Origin of the sequence: Herbaspirillum sp. 3R11, assembly GCF_004563925.1 — a bacterium.
Taxonomy (GTDB): domain Bacteria; phylum Pseudomonadota; class Gammaproteobacteria; order Burkholderiales; family Burkholderiaceae_D; genus Herbaspirillum.
In genome coordinates, this window is the sequence record NZ_SPNJ01000001.1 from 553,657 (window position 1) to 567,644 (window position 13,988).

Genomic DNA, 13,988 nt, shown 5'->3' on the forward strand with positions numbered 1-13,988 from the left:
CAGCGATGAAACCGGCCCATTTTTTCGAGCAGCTTTTCCTTCACGCCGACCGGCTGAGCCGATCAGGCGTGAAGTCGATCATCAACGCACGCGCAGGACGTAGCGCGCCGCCGTCGAGGCGATGAGGCTCAGGGCCGCGCCGAAGATCACGAAGAAGCTCACCGACAGCTTGTTGCCGGTGACCTGAATCAGCCAGGTAATGATCAGGCCTGCGAAACCGCCGAACAGCATCACCGCAATGTTATAGCTCAGCGACATGCCGGTGCCGCGCGTCTGCACCGGGAACACATCGGCCAGCAACGCAGGCATCGACGCGAAGTACATCGTCATCAGCACGCCGATCACGATCTGCAGCAACAGCAGGTTGACGAAGCTCGGCGCACTCGTCAGGAACACGAACATCGGATAGGTGAACACCACGAACGCCAGGCTGCTGGCGATCATGAACGGCGTGCGGCCGTACTTGTCGGACAGCTCGCCCACCAGCGGTGAGAACACCATCATGATCAGCCCGGAGACGATGGTCGCTGCGTACGACGACCACGCCGGCATGCCGAGTTGCTTGATCGCATACGTCGGCATGTACAGCGCCAGGTAGACCGAAACGGTCGCCATGATCACGCTGCCGGTACCGATCAGCAGGCGCATTTTCTGGCTGGAGAAGGTGTCGCGCAGCGGTGTTTCGGTACGTTCAGCGGCGGCGAACTCCGGCGATTCATCGAGATGGCGGCGGATGTAGTAACCGGCAGGGCCGATCAGCAGGCCGAACAGGAACGGCAGGCGCCAGCCCCAGGAGTAGAGTTGCTCAGGCGTCAGCAAACCGTTCAAACCGGCGCCGAAAACCGCCGCCATCAACAGGCTCAGACCCTGGCTGGCGACTTGCCAGCTGGAGAAGAAACCGCGGCGATGCGGAGCGTGTTCCACCAGGAACGCGGTCGAACTGCCGAACTCGCCGCCTGCCGAGAAGCCCTGGATCAGGCGCGCCAGCACGATGCCGGCAGGCGCCCACAAACCGATGCTGGCATAGGTCGGCATGAACGCGATCATGGCGGTGCCGATGGTCATCAGAACGATCGACAGCGACAGCGCCGCCTTGCGGCCGACGCGATCGGAATACGCACCGAGTATGACCGCACCGAGGGGGCGCATGAAGAACGACACGCCGAAGGTGGCGAAGGTCACCAGCAACGAGACGGTCTCGTTCTGAGTAGGAAAAAACAGTTTGGCGATGATCACGGCAAAGGCGCCGTAGATCAGCACGTCAAACCATTCCAGCGCGTTGCCGATCGATGATGAAATGACCGCGCGCCAGGTTTGCGGATGTAATTTGACCGACTTGGCGTCGCCCGTGTTTGCTGAACTGATGGCGTTCATGTTTCTCCCGGAATGAAGTGATTGAAATGATTTTTTTTATGGTGGTGCATCGCACCGCAGATCATTCAGCGTCATGTTGTTTACACATCATGAACAATGCGTAAACAGTATGTCGTTGAGAGATGCGATCGAGCGAGAATACGTGCATGCGCGCGCGACTGTCAATCAGGTTTCGCGCCCGAAGGAAGCTGTCTGTCGGAGGGGGAGAGGGAGCGATTCCCGAGGGGTGGGAATCGCCGCAGATCTGCTTCACAGATGAATCAAATCAGGGAAGTGTAAAGAGCGCTGTCACGCCGCAGGACGTGTGCTGACGTTTCAGTTTTTCTCACCGAGGCGACGCCACAGCGTCGTACGGCTGATACCCAGATAACTTGCTGCGGCGGCGCGGTTGCCGTCGAAACGCGCCAGCACGTCCCGCAATGTTTCCTCGCTGCCGGAATGTACTGCAGGCGGAGCTGACATTGCGGACGCTAACGTTGTCGATCCGTCATCGCGCAGGATTTCGGGTGCGATGCGCACAATCAGATTCGGCGTCAATGCCTGCAGCGGTTCGGCCGCCAAAAACAGCGCCAGCCGCTCCATCATGTTGCGCAGTTCACGGACGTTGCCGGGCCAGGCATAGCGCGCGAGCAGCGGCGTGCAGCGCAATATTTCTGCGTGCAGGTTGGCGTGCGGGCGGATGTCCATCGCCGCCAGCGCATTCTTCAGGCACCACTCAGCCAACGGCGCAAGATCATCGGGCCGCTCGCGCAGCGGCGGCAGCGTCATGCGCAAGACGCTCAGGCGGTAAAACAGATCGGCGCGGAAGCGGCCCTCGCGCACGCGCGCATCGAGATCGCAATGCGTGGCGCTGATGATGCGCACGTTGACCGGTATCGGCCGGGTGCCGCCCACGCGCACCACTTCGCGTTCTTCCAGCACACGCAACAGGCGTGTCTGCAGCGGCAGCGGCATCTCTCCGATTTCATCGAGCAAAAGGGTGCCGCGATGCGCGGCTTCAAACAGCCCGGCGCGACCGCCGCGGCGCGAGCCGGTGAAGGCGCCTTCTTCGTAGCCGAACAGTTCGGACTCCAGCAGCGACTCCGCCAGCGCGCCGCAGTTGACTGCGACAAAAGGATGGTGCGCCTGCACCTTGCCCTGCATTTGCGGATGCGCGCGATGAATGGCTTGCGCGGCGAGTTCCTTGCCGGTGCCGGTTTCACCCTGGATCAATACCGTCGCCGGTGATTTTGCGAACAGCGTGATGGATTGCCGTACGCTTTCCATCGCTGCCGAATCGCCACGCAAGTCGTTGATGTGATGTTTGGCGCGCAGCGTGTCGGCCACCGGGAAGCTGCGTCCACGCGTCGACTCCAGTTGCGTCAGGCGTGCCAGTTCCAGCGCGTCGTCGAAGGCCTGGCGGATGGACGCGGCGGAGTACACGAAGACGCCCGCCAGTCCCGCTTCCTCGGCGAGGTCGGTAATCAGGCCGGCGCCGACGATGGCCTTGATGCCGGCGGCTTTGAGTTCGCTGATCTGCGAGCGTGCATCTTCTTCGGTGGCGTAAGTGCGCTGGGCAATGTTGAGGCCGAAGGTACTCTGGAATTCGCTGAGCGCCGGCATGGTTTCCTGATAGGTGATCAGGCCGATGTCAGGTGTGATCTTGCGTGCGCGCGCCAGCGCCTGCATCACGTCGAAGCCGCTGGCCTTGGCGATGATGACCGGCACCGACAAGCGGCTCTTCAGGTAGGCGCCGTTGGAGCCCGCCGCAATCACCGCATCGCAGCGCTCGGTGGCGAGGCGCTCGCGGATATGCCGCACCGCATCCTCGAAGCCCAGCGGGATCGGTTCGATCTCGGCCTGGTCGTCGAACTCCAGCGTGATGTCGCGGAACAGTTCGAACAGGCGCGATACCGAGACGGTCCAGATGACCGGCTTGTCGCTTTGATCACGGTGCTGAGAGGAAGGGCGCTTCATGTTTCACGTTTCAGATTGATGTTTCAAGTGTTTCAAATGTAACACATCGCAGAAGCCGTCGTGAGACCTGAAAATGGATGTTGTCGAGGGAGAAATACCCGTAACTCATTGATTTAACGATGGCTTGTTCTGAAACATCGATTTCTTCCGCGTTACAACACCCGGCAGGAGCTGCATGGCACGCGCATTGCAATAAGCAGAGACATTCACCTCGCTGAAACATGCAACTTCAAGGACTCCGTATGACCAACCTTTCCCAAACCACCAAACAAATCCTGCGTGACAAGGTCAATGCGCGCAAAGGCCTGCTGGTTCCCGGCGCCTTCAATGCGCTGTCGGCGCGCGTGATTGCCGATCTTGGTTTCGAGGCGCTCTACATCACCGGCGCCGGCGTGACCAACATGTACTTCGGCATGCCGGATCAGGGCTTCATCGGTCTCAACGAACTGGCCGACCATACCGCGCGCATTCGCGATGCGGTGGAGATTCCGCTGATCGTCGATGCCGACACCGGCTTCGGCAATGCCCTCAACGTGCGCCACACGATCCGCACGCTGGAACGCGCCGGCGCCGATGCGGTGCAGCTGGAAGACCAGGTCTCGCCCAAGCGTTGCGGTCACTTCAGCGGCAAGGAAGTCATCTCCTGTGCCGAAATGGTCGGCAAGATCCACGCCGCCGTCGATGCGCGCAGCAATGACGGCATGCTGATCATGGCGCGCACCGATGCGTGCAGCGTCCACGGTTTTGAGGATGCGCTGGAACGCGCGGCCCGCTACAGCGAAGCCGGCGCCGACATCCTGTTTGTAGAGGCGGTCGAGACCGCAGATGAAATCCGTCGTCTGCCGCAGGCATTGGACAAGCCGCAGCTGATGAACCTGGTGATCGGCGGCAAGACGCCGATCTTCAACGCCGACGAGCTGGGCGAGCTGGGCTACGGCATCGTGCTGTACGCCAACGCCGCGCTGCAAGGCGCCGTGGCCGGCATGCAAAAGGCCCTGACCGTGTTGCGCGACAACCATCGCCTCGACGAAGACCCGAATTTCGTGACGCCGTTTGCCGAACGCCAGCGCCTGGTCAACAAGCCGATGTTCGATTTGCTGGAAAAGAAATACGCGGACAAATAATTACAAACACTAAAACCTTAATACATCATTCAGGAGATACGCATGAGCGAATCACAAGCACAAACACAAGCACCGGCACCAGGCTTCAAACCGAAGAAATCCGTCGCCCTGTCCGGCGTCACTGCCGGCAACACCGCGCTGTGCACCGTCGGCAAGACCGGCAATGACTTGCACTATCGCGGCTACGACATCCTCGACGTCGCCGACAGCTGCGAGTTCGAAGAGATCGCACACTTGCTGGTGCACGGCAAGCTGCCGACCGCCGCCGAACTGAAGGCCTACAAGGCCAAGCTGAAAGCACTGCGCGGCTTGCCGGCCAACGTCAAGGCGGCGCTGGAATGGCTGCCAGCGGCGTCGCACCCGATGGACGTGATGCGCACCGGCGTATCGGCATTGGGCTGTGTGCTGCCGGAGAAGGATGACCACAACACGCCGGGCGCGCGCGACATCGCCGACCGCCTGATGGCGTCGTTGGGTTCAATGCTGCTGTACTGGTATCACTACAGCCAGAACGGCAAGCGCATCGAAACGGAAACCGACGATGAATCCATCGGCGGCCACTTCCTGCATCTGCTGCACGGCGAAAAGCCATCCGAGCTGTGGGAAAAGGCGATGCACACTTCGCTGATCCTGTACGCCGAGCACGAATTCAACGCCTCCACCTTCGCCAGCCGCGTCATCGCCGGCACCGGTTCCGACATGTACTCGGCCATCACCGGCGGCATCGGCGCCTTGCGCGGTCCGAAGCACGGTGGCGCCAATGAAGTCGCGTTTGAAATCCAGAAGCGTTACGACAACCCTGATGAAGCGGAAGCCGACATCAAGCGTCGCGTCGAGAACAAGGAAGTCGTGATCGGCTTCGGCCATCCGGTCTACACCATCTCCGACCCGCGCAACAAGGTCATCAAGGAAGTCGCGCGCAAGCTGTCCAAAGATGCCGGTTCGCTCAAGATGTTCGACATCGCCGAGCGCCTCGAAACGGTCATGTGGGACATCAAGAAGATGTTCCCGAATCTTGACTGGTTCTCGGCCGTGTCCTATCACATGATGGGCGTGCCGACCGCGATGTTCACGCCGCTGTTCGTGATCGCGCGCACTTCCGGCTGGGCGGCGCACATCATCGAGCAACGCATCGACAACAAGATCATCCGTCCGTCGGCGAATTACGTCGGCCCGGAAGATCTGAAGTTCGTGCCGATCGGCAAGCGCAAATAAGCAGCAAGTACGCGAACAAGCTTCACACGCAGCACAGCAGTCTGCCATGCCGCCACGGCGGGCAGGCTGCCGCTCTTGCAATCGCTCTTGCAATTTCTCTTACCAATGTTTTTCTCGGGATCGAGCCATGAATACCGCACACCGCAAACCTCTGCCCGGCACCACGCTGGATTACTTCGACGCGCGTGGCGCAGTGGAGGCAATCAAGCTGGGCGCCTGGAACACGCTGCCCTATACCTCGCGCGTGCACGCCGAAAATCTGGTTCGCCGTTGCGATCCGGCCATCCTCAATGACTACCTGAAGCAGATCATCGAATGCAAGCGCGACCTCGATTTTCCCTGGTTCCCGGCGCGCGTGGTCTGCCACGACATCCTCGGCCAGACTGCGCTGGTCGACCTCGCCGGTCTGCGCGACGCCATTGCCGACCAGGGCGGCGATCCGGCCAAGGTCAATCCGGTGGTGCCGGTGCAACTGATCGTCGACCATTCGCTGGCGGTGGAATGCGGCGGCTTCGATCCGCAGGCGTTTGAAAAGAATCGCGCCATCGAAGATCGCCGCAACGAAGACCGCTTCCACTTCATCAACTGGACCAAGCGCGCGTTCAAGAACATCAACGTGATCCAGCCCGGCAACGGCATCATGCACCAGATCAATCTGGAAAAAATGTCGCCGGTCATTCACAACGACAACGGCCTGGCTTATCCGGACACTTGCGTCGGCACCGACAGCCATACGCCGCACGTCGACGCGCTGGGCGTGATCGCCGTCGGCGTCGGCGGCCTCGAAGCCGAGAACGTCATGCTGGGTCGCGCATCGTGGATGCGCCTGCCTGAAATCATCGGCGTCGAACTGTCCGGCAAACCGCTGCCGGGCATCACTGCGACCGACGTCGTGCTGTCGCTGACCGAATTCCTGCGCAAGGAAAAAGTGGTCGGGGCTTACCTGGAATTCCGCGGCGAGGGTGCATCGGCATTGACGCTGGGCGACCGTGCCACGATTTCCAACATGGCGCCGGAATACGGCGCGACCGCGGCGATGTTCTTCATCGACCAGCAGACCATCGACTACCTCAAGCTCACCGGCCGTGAAGACGAACAGGTCAAGCTGGTCGAGACCTACGCCAAGGAAGCCGGCCTGTGGGCCGACAGCCTCGCCACGGCGCAATACGAACGCACGCTCAAATTCGATCTGACTACCGTGGTGCGCACGCTGGCCGGCCCGTCCAATCCGCATCGCCGCCTGCCGGTGTCGGCGCTGGCCGAACGCGGCATCGCCGTCGATCTGGACAAGGCGCAGGCGCAGGAAGCCGAAGGCCTGATGCCGGACGGCGCCGTGATCATCGCCGCCATCACCAGCTGCACCAACACCAGCAATCCACGCAACGTCATCGCCGCCGGCCTGCTGGCGCGCAACGCCAACAAGCTAGGCCTGACTCGCAAGCCATGGGTGAAGTCATCGCTGGCGCCGGGTTCCAAGACCGTGGAACTGTATCTCGACGAAGCGGGCCTCAGCACTGAGCTGCAAAAGCTCGGCTTCGGCATCGTCGCCTTCGCCTGCACCACCTGCAACGGTATGTCGGGCGCGCTGGATCCGGTGATCCAGAAAGAGATCATTGATCGCGATCTGTACGCCACCGCAGTCCTGTCCGGCAACCGCAACTTCGACGGCCGCATCCATCCTTACGCCAAGCAGGCCTTCCTGGCGTCGCCGCCGCTGGTGGTGGCGTATGCCATCGCCGGCACCATCCGCTTCGACATCGAGAAGGACGTGCTGGCAGTCGTCGACGGCAAGGAAATCCGCCTGAAGGACATCTGGCCGAGCGACGAAGAGATCGACGCCGTGGTCAAGTCCTCGGTCAAGCCCGAGCAATTCCGCAACGTCTACACACCGATGTTCGCCGTCCAAGTGGACAAGGGCCCGGCTGCGGCGCCGTTGTATGACTGGCGTCCGATGAGCACCTACATCCGCCGTCCGCCCTACTGGGAAGGCGCGCTCGCCGGTGAACGCACGATGACCGGCATGCGCGCGCTGGCGGTGCTGCCCGACAACATCACCACCGACCACCTGTCGCCGTCCAACGCCATCATGGCCGATTCGGCCGCCGGCGAATACCTGGCCAAGATGGGCTTGCCGGAAGAAGACTTCAACTCCTACGCCACGCATCGCGGTGATCACCTGACGGCATTGCGCGCCACCTTTGCAAATCCGCAGCTGGTCAATGAAATGGCAGTCGTCGACGGCGAGGTCAAGAAGGGTTCGTTGGCGCGCGTGGAACCGGAAGGCAAGGTCATGCGCATGTGGGAAGCGATCGAAACCTACCTCAACCGCAAGCAGCCGCTGATCATCGTCGCCGGCGCCGACTACGGCCAGGGCTCGTCGCGCGACTGGGCAGCCAAGGGCGTGCGTCTGGCGGGCGTGGAAGTGATTGCGGCCGAAGGCTTCGAACGCATCCACCGCACCAACCTGATCGGCATGGGCGTACTGCCGCTGGAATTCAAACCGGGTACGACACGCAAAACGCTGGGCATCGACGGCACCGAGACCTTCGACGTGATCGGCAAGCGCACCCCGCGCGCCGACCTGACGCTGGTCCTCATCCGCAAGAATGGCGAACGCGTTGAAGTGCCGATGACCTGCCGCCTCGACACCGGCGAAGAAGTCTCGATCTATGAAGCCGGCGGCGTGCTGCAGCGTTTTGCGCAGGACTTCCTGGCGTCGACCGTCAAAGCGGCTTGAGTATTCAATCTGGAAAGAAGCATATGACCCACGTACCCCAAATCAAGATTCCCGCCACCTACATGCGCGGCGGCACCAGCAAGGGCGTGTTCTTCCGCCTGCAGGATTTACCGGCCACGGCGCAAGTGCCGGGCCCAGCGCGCGACGCCTTGCTGATGCGCGTGATCGGCAGCCCCGACCCGTACAGCAAGCAGATTGACGGCATGGGCGGCGCCACCTCGAGCACCAGCAAGACGGTGATCCTGTCCAAATCCACCCGCGCGGAGCATGACGTCGACTATTTGTTCGGCCAGGTTTCCATCGACACGTCGTTCGTCGACTGGAGCGGCAACTGCGGCAACCTGTCGGCGGCAGTCGGTCCGTTCGCGATCAGCAACGGCCTGGTCAATCCCGATCGGATTCCGGTCAATGGCGTCTGCATCGTACGCATCTGGCAGGCCAACATCGGCAAGACCATCATTGCGCACGTACCGATCACCGACGGCCAGGTGCAGGAGACCGGCGACTTCGAGCTCGACGGCGTGACCTTCCCGGCGGCCGAAGTGCAGCTCGAATTCATGGATCCGGCAGCGGAAGAAGAGGGCGCAGGCGGCGCCATGTTCCCGACCGGGAATCTGGTGGACGACCTGGAAGTGCCGGGCATCGGCACCTTCAAGGCGACCATGATCAATGCCGGCATCCCGGCGATTTTCCTCAACGCGGAAGACATCGGTTACACCGGCGCTGAATTGCAGGACGCCATCAACGGTGATCCCAAGGCCTTGGCGCGCTTCGAGACCATCCGTGCACACGGCGCCGTGCGCATGGGCCTGATCAAGCACGTCGACGAAGCCGTCAAGCGCCAGCACACGCCCAAGGTTGCCTTCGTCGCCGCGCCGCGCGACTACACGGCATCCAGCGGCAAGAAGGTCACCACTGCCGACGTCGACCTGCTGGTGCGCGCCATGTCCATGGGCAAGCTGCATCACGCCATGATGGGGACGGCGGCGGTCGCCATCGGTGTTGCGGCAGCGATTCCCGGCACGCTGGTGAATCTGGCCGCCGGCGGCGGTGAACGCACGGCGGTGCGCTTCGGCCATCCGTCCGGTACCTTGCGCGTCGGTGCGCAGGCGCAACAGGCCAATGGCGAATGGAGCGTGACCAAGGCCATCATGAGCCGCAGCGCACGGGTGTTGATGGAAGGCTGGGTACGTGTTCCCGGCGACGCCTTCTGATCGGCGCTCAGTAATAGTTGGGGAAATAGCGGGAAACATGTTGCATTGCAGTGGCAGGAAAACGAGACAATGGAACGAAAGTTGGTAAGATGCCGTCCACATTCCTTTTCATCCCGGCATTGGACCAAAACATGACTTTCTTGCAACGCGCTTCCGTACTGACCCTGACCATCCTGCTGGCCGCCTGCGCTGAAACAGTGCCGCTGACCGAAACCAAGCCGGTGCCTGCACCACTGCAACCGGTAGCCGCCGCAGTCAATCCGGCCTGGGCCGGCCGCCTGGCGACCGGCAGTTTCGCCTGCGACATGGGCAACAAGGTGGAAGTCAAGGTCGACGGCAGCAATAACGTGAGCCTGGTGTGGAAGGGCAGCACTTACAAGATGACGCCGGTATCGACCTCCACCGGCGCGCTGCGTTTCGAAGACAAGGGCGATGGCCTGGTGTGGATCCAGATCCCGTCCAAGTCGATGCTGCTGAATTCGAAGATCGGTCAGCAACTCGCGAACGATTGCAAGAATCGATGACAGCTTGTTTTCAGTGAGAAAAAAGGATGCGGCGATGCATCCTTTTTTTTCGCGCCCGCCGGATTTTTTGCTACAGTTTTTTAAAAAAAGAAGACGCAGATTAAGCTGCGCGTAAGCATGTTCTGCGACAGTAAACAGCTACACACAACAAGCAGATGAATGCCGCGCAAAGACGCGGCACACCGCTCGCAGCGACACCTTGACAAGGTCGGTGCACATCCGATCGCCATGAGGAGACATCATGAGTTTCGCATCGTTTTACCAGCAGTCCATCGACGACCCGGATACCTTCTGGGCCAATGAAGCCAGGCGCATCGACTGGCATGCACCGTTCACCAAAACGCTCGATTACACGCGCCCGCCGTTCGCGCGCTGGTTCATCGGCGGCGAGACCAATCTGTGCCACAACGCCGTCGATCGTCATCTGGCGCAACGCGCCGATCAGGCCGCGCTGATTGCTGTATCGACCGAAACCAATACCGAAAAAACCTACACCTTCCGCGAGCTGCATCGCGAAGTCAGCGCGATGGCGGCGATCATGCTGTCGCTCGGCGTCAAGCGCGGCGACCGCGTGCTGATCTACATGCCGATGATTGCCGAAGCAGTGTTCGCGATGCTGGCGTGTGCGCGCATCGGCGCGGTGCATTCGGTAGTGTTCGGCGGCTTCGCCTCCAACAGCCTGGCGACACGCATCGACGACGCGCAGCCGACGCTGATCGTGTCGGCCGACGCCGGCTCGCGCGGCGGCAGGGTAGTGGCCTACAAGGGCCTGCTCGACGAGGCGATCCGGCTGGCGCAGCACAAGCCGGCGCATGTTTTGCTGACCGATCGCGGACTGGCCGAGATGCCGCGCACCACCGGACGCGACGTCGATTACACCAGCCTGCGCGCGCAATACCTCGATGCCGACGTGCCGGTGACCTGGCTGGAATCGAACGAGCCGTCCTACATCCTGTATACCTCCGGCACCACCGGCAAGCCCAAGGGCGTGCAGCGCGACGTCGGCGGCTATGCGGTGGCGCTGGCGGCGTCGATGCCCTACGTGTTTTGCGGCAATCCCGGCGAGACTTATTTCTGCACCTCCGACATCGGCTGGGTGGTCGGCCATTCCTACATCGTCTACGGTCCGCTGATGGCCGGTATGGCGACCATTCTGTACGAAGGCCTGCCGGTGCTGGCGGGCGACAAGCCGGACGGCGGCATCTGGTGGAGCCTGGTGGAGAAGTACAAGGTCACGCGCATGTTCTCGTCGCCGACGGCAATCCGTGTGCTCAAGAAGCAGCCGGCCGAATGCATGACGCGGCATGACTTGTCGTCGCTCAAGAGTCTCTATCTGGCCGGCGAGCCTCTGGACGAGACCACCTCGAACTGGATTTCAGGCGCGCTCGGCGTGCCGGTGATCGACAACTACTGGCAGACCGAAAGCGGCTGGCCCATCCTGTCCATTGCCAAGGGCGTCGACGACAAGCCGACCCGGCTGGGCAGCCCGGGTGTGCCCTTGTATGGCTACAAGATGCACATCATGAACGAGTCCACCGGCGCGCTGTGCGGCGCCAACGAAAAGGGCGTGGTGGTGATCGAAGGGCCGTTGCCGCCGGGCTGCATGCAGACCGTGTATCGCGACGACGAGCGCTTCGTCAACACCTACTGGTCCAACTTCAAGACGCAGGTGTATTCCACCTTCGACTGGGGCATCCGCGATGAAGACGGTTACTACTTCATCCTCGGCCGCACCGACGACGTCATCAACGTCGCCGGCCATCGCCTCGGCACGCGCGAGATCGAAGAGAGCATTTCCAGCCACGCCAACGTGTCAGAGGTGGCCGTGGTCGGCGTCGAAGACAAGCTCAAGGGACAAGTCGCCATCGCCTTCGTGATCCCAAAGCAGGCCGACGCCGTCGCCACGGCGGAGGGCCGCCAGACACTCGAAGCGGAAATCATGCGCGTGGTCGACAAGCAGATCGGCGCCGTCGGCCGGCCGTCGCGCGTGCTGTTCGTCAGCCTGTTGCCGAAGACGCGCTCGGGCAAGCTGCTGCGCCGTTCCATCCAGGCCATCTGCGAGGGACGCGATCCGGGCGACCTGACCACCATCGAAGATCCGACCTCGCTGCAGCAGATCAAAGCGGTCTTGCAAGCATAGAAATACGCTGGAAGCGGCAGCGACGACGTCCGGCCCCTGCGCCGGACGTCGTCATTTTGGGTACACTACGTGCTACCGCACTTTCTCCCCAGCTTTCATGACTACCTCGATACGCCCGGCCACGACGGCCGATGCCGCCGCCATTTGCGAGATCTACAACCACTACGTTCTGACGACGACCATCAGCTTTGAGCTGGAAGCCGTTTCCACTGAGGAAATGGCGCAGCGCATCGTCGAGGTGTCTGCGATATTTCCATGGCTGGTGTACGAAGAGGACGGCCGCATCCTCGGCTATGCCTACGCCACCAAATGGAAGGCGCGCAAGGCCTACCAGCAGTCTGTAGAGAGTTCGGTCTACATGGCGAAGGATAGCGGTGGCAAGGGTGTCGGTACGAAGCTGTACAGTGCCTTGTTTGCCGAACTGAAGGCGTGCGGGGTGCATGCAGTCATGGGCGGCATCGCCCAGCCGAATCCAGGCAGCATCGCCCTGCACGAAAAAATGGGCTTCGTCAAAGTCGCCCATTTCGCGCAGGTCGGCAGGAAATTCGATCAATGGATTGACGTCGCCTATTGGCAGTTGATTCTCTAAGGAGCACACATGGCCAGATCGACCAGAGCAACCGGCGCCATCGAGCGCCTCAACACGCGCGCAGGGACGAAGCAGTATTCAATGGGCCGCACCTCTGCGGAACTGTTTTACCTGCTCCAGCGCACCCCCGACAATCCGGCTGAAAAACTCAGCGAACCTCTGCCGCTGGATGAGTTCGTCACCTTCGTCAATGCCTACGGGCCGCAAAAGCCGAAGCGCATCAGCAAGCTTGACGTCGCCTTTGAAAAGCAACTCGCGAAGAAGCGCGAAGAGTAAGGCGGCAAGACATCGTGGCCTCATCGCGCCCCCGCCAGCAAAAGCGCAAGGACTGGATACTGCGGTCGCAGTCGTCCGGCATGGAGCGCATCGAGGCGTTTTTCCACGGGCGCGGCTATGCCATGCACCGCCACGACACCTACGCCATCGGCATCACACTGGGTGGGGTGCAATCGTTCCAGTACAAGAAGTCGATGCGCCACAGCCTGCCCGGCAACACCATGGCGCTGTACCCCGATGAGCCGCATGACGGCCAGGCCGGCAGCGAAGCGGGTTTCCGTTATCGCATGCTGTACATCGAACCGTCCTTGCTGCAGGACGCACTCGGCGGAGTCGCTTTGCCGTTCATCGAAGGCGGGATCTCGACCGATCCGCGCCTGTTCGGCGCCGTGGGCAATCTGTTGCTGCACATGGACGACGAGGTGGAACCATTGCAACAGGACGACGGCATCTTCGAGCTGGCGCGCGCGATGGACGCCGTATCCGGCAAGCGGCCGCGCCGCCATGCCGCCGACTTCGGCGCAGCTCAGCTGGCGCGCGAATACATCCATGGCGCGCTCGACCGCACGCTGACGCTCGACGAGTTGGCGCAAGCCAGCGGCCGCGACCGCTGGAGCCTGACGCGCGACTTTCGCAGTTTCTTCGGCACCAGTCCCTATCGCTACCTCAGCATGCGCCGGCTCGACATGGCGCGTCGCCTGATGGCGCAAGGCCTGCCGCTGGCGGATGCCGCCGCCATGTCCGGTTTTGCCGACCAGAGCCACATGACGCGTCTGTTCACCAAGACCTACGGCATTGCACCCGCGCACTGGCTGCGCATCATGCGGCGCGGGGCCTGA

The 13,988-nt window shown here is 61.8% G+C and carries 11 protein-coding genes; 9 read left to right on the forward strand and 2 right to left on the reverse strand.

Annotation, left to right across the window (positions count from 1 at the left end):
• Positions 1-81: 81 nt before the first annotated feature.
• Together E4P32_RS02575 and prpR are read right to left on the reverse strand one after the other, a co-directional pair.
• A complete protein-coding gene (locus tag E4P32_RS02575) occupies positions 82-1,374 on the reverse strand; it encodes an MFS transporter (protein WP_116433397.1) in 1,293 nt (430 codons plus the stop codon).
• 315 nt (positions 1,375-1,689) lie between these two features.
• Positions 1,690-3,330 carry a propionate catabolism operon regulatory protein PrpR gene (gene prpR, locus E4P32_RS02580; RefSeq protein WP_116433396.1) on the reverse strand — a complete coding sequence of 547 codons (1,641 nt, stop codon included), beginning with the start codon at positions 3,328-3,330 and terminating at the stop codon, positions 1,690-1,692.
• 242 nt (positions 3,331-3,572) lie between these two features.
• On the opposite strand from prpR, the gene E4P32_RS02585 reads away from it, so the two are divergent.
• The 9 genes from E4P32_RS02585 (at position 3,573) to E4P32_RS02625 (ending at position 13,988) form a co-directional block, all read left to right on the forward strand.
• Positions 3,573-4,454, forward strand: a complete 882-nt coding sequence (locus tag E4P32_RS02585; RefSeq protein WP_116433395.1) for an isocitrate lyase/PEP mutase family protein — start codon at positions 3,573-3,575, stop codon at positions 4,452-4,454.
• Between the two features lie 42 nt (positions 4,455-4,496).
• Complete coding sequence (prpC, locus tag E4P32_RS02590) at positions 4,497-5,669, forward strand: 2-methylcitrate synthase (protein WP_116433394.1); 1,173 nt, start codon at positions 4,497-4,499, stop codon at positions 5,667-5,669.
• 127 nt (positions 5,670-5,796) lie between these two features.
• A complete protein-coding gene (acnD, locus tag E4P32_RS02595) occupies positions 5,797-8,406 on the forward strand; it encodes a Fe/S-dependent 2-methylisocitrate dehydratase AcnD (RefSeq protein ID WP_116433393.1) in 2,610 nt (869 codons plus the stop codon).
• A gap of 23 nt (positions 8,407-8,429) precedes the next feature.
• The gene (prpF, locus tag E4P32_RS02600; protein ID WP_116433392.1) at positions 8,430-9,620 is read left to right on the forward strand and encodes a 2-methylaconitate cis-trans isomerase PrpF; all 1,191 of its coding nucleotides are present in this window, start codon (positions 8,430-8,432) and stop codon (positions 9,618-9,620) included.
• Positions 9,621-9,751: 131 nt separating this feature from the next.
• Positions 9,752-10,144 carry a hypothetical protein gene (locus E4P32_RS02605; RefSeq protein WP_116433936.1) on the forward strand — a complete coding sequence of 131 codons (393 nt, stop codon included), beginning with the start codon at positions 9,752-9,754 and terminating at the stop codon, positions 10,142-10,144.
• A gap of 241 nt (positions 10,145-10,385) precedes the next feature.
• Positions 10,386-12,284 carry a propionate--CoA ligase gene (locus E4P32_RS02610; protein WP_116433391.1) on the forward strand — a complete coding sequence of 633 codons (1,899 nt, stop codon included), beginning with the start codon at positions 10,386-10,388 and terminating at the stop codon, positions 12,282-12,284.
• A 97-nt stretch (positions 12,285-12,381) separates the two neighbouring features.
• Positions 12,382-12,873, forward strand: coding sequence for an arsinothricin resistance N-acetyltransferase ArsN1 family B (locus E4P32_RS02615; protein ID WP_116433390.1), 492 nt, complete (start codon positions 12,382-12,384; stop codon positions 12,871-12,873).
• Between the two features lie 9 nt (positions 12,874-12,882).
• Positions 12,883-13,149, forward strand: a complete 267-nt coding sequence (locus E4P32_RS02620) for a hypothetical protein (RefSeq protein ID WP_116433389.1) — start codon at positions 12,883-12,885, stop codon at positions 13,147-13,149.
• 80 nt (positions 13,150-13,229) lie between these two features.
• Complete coding sequence (locus tag E4P32_RS02625; protein ID WP_199525610.1) at positions 13,230-13,988, forward strand: AraC family transcriptional regulator; 759 nt, start codon at positions 13,230-13,232, stop codon at positions 13,986-13,988.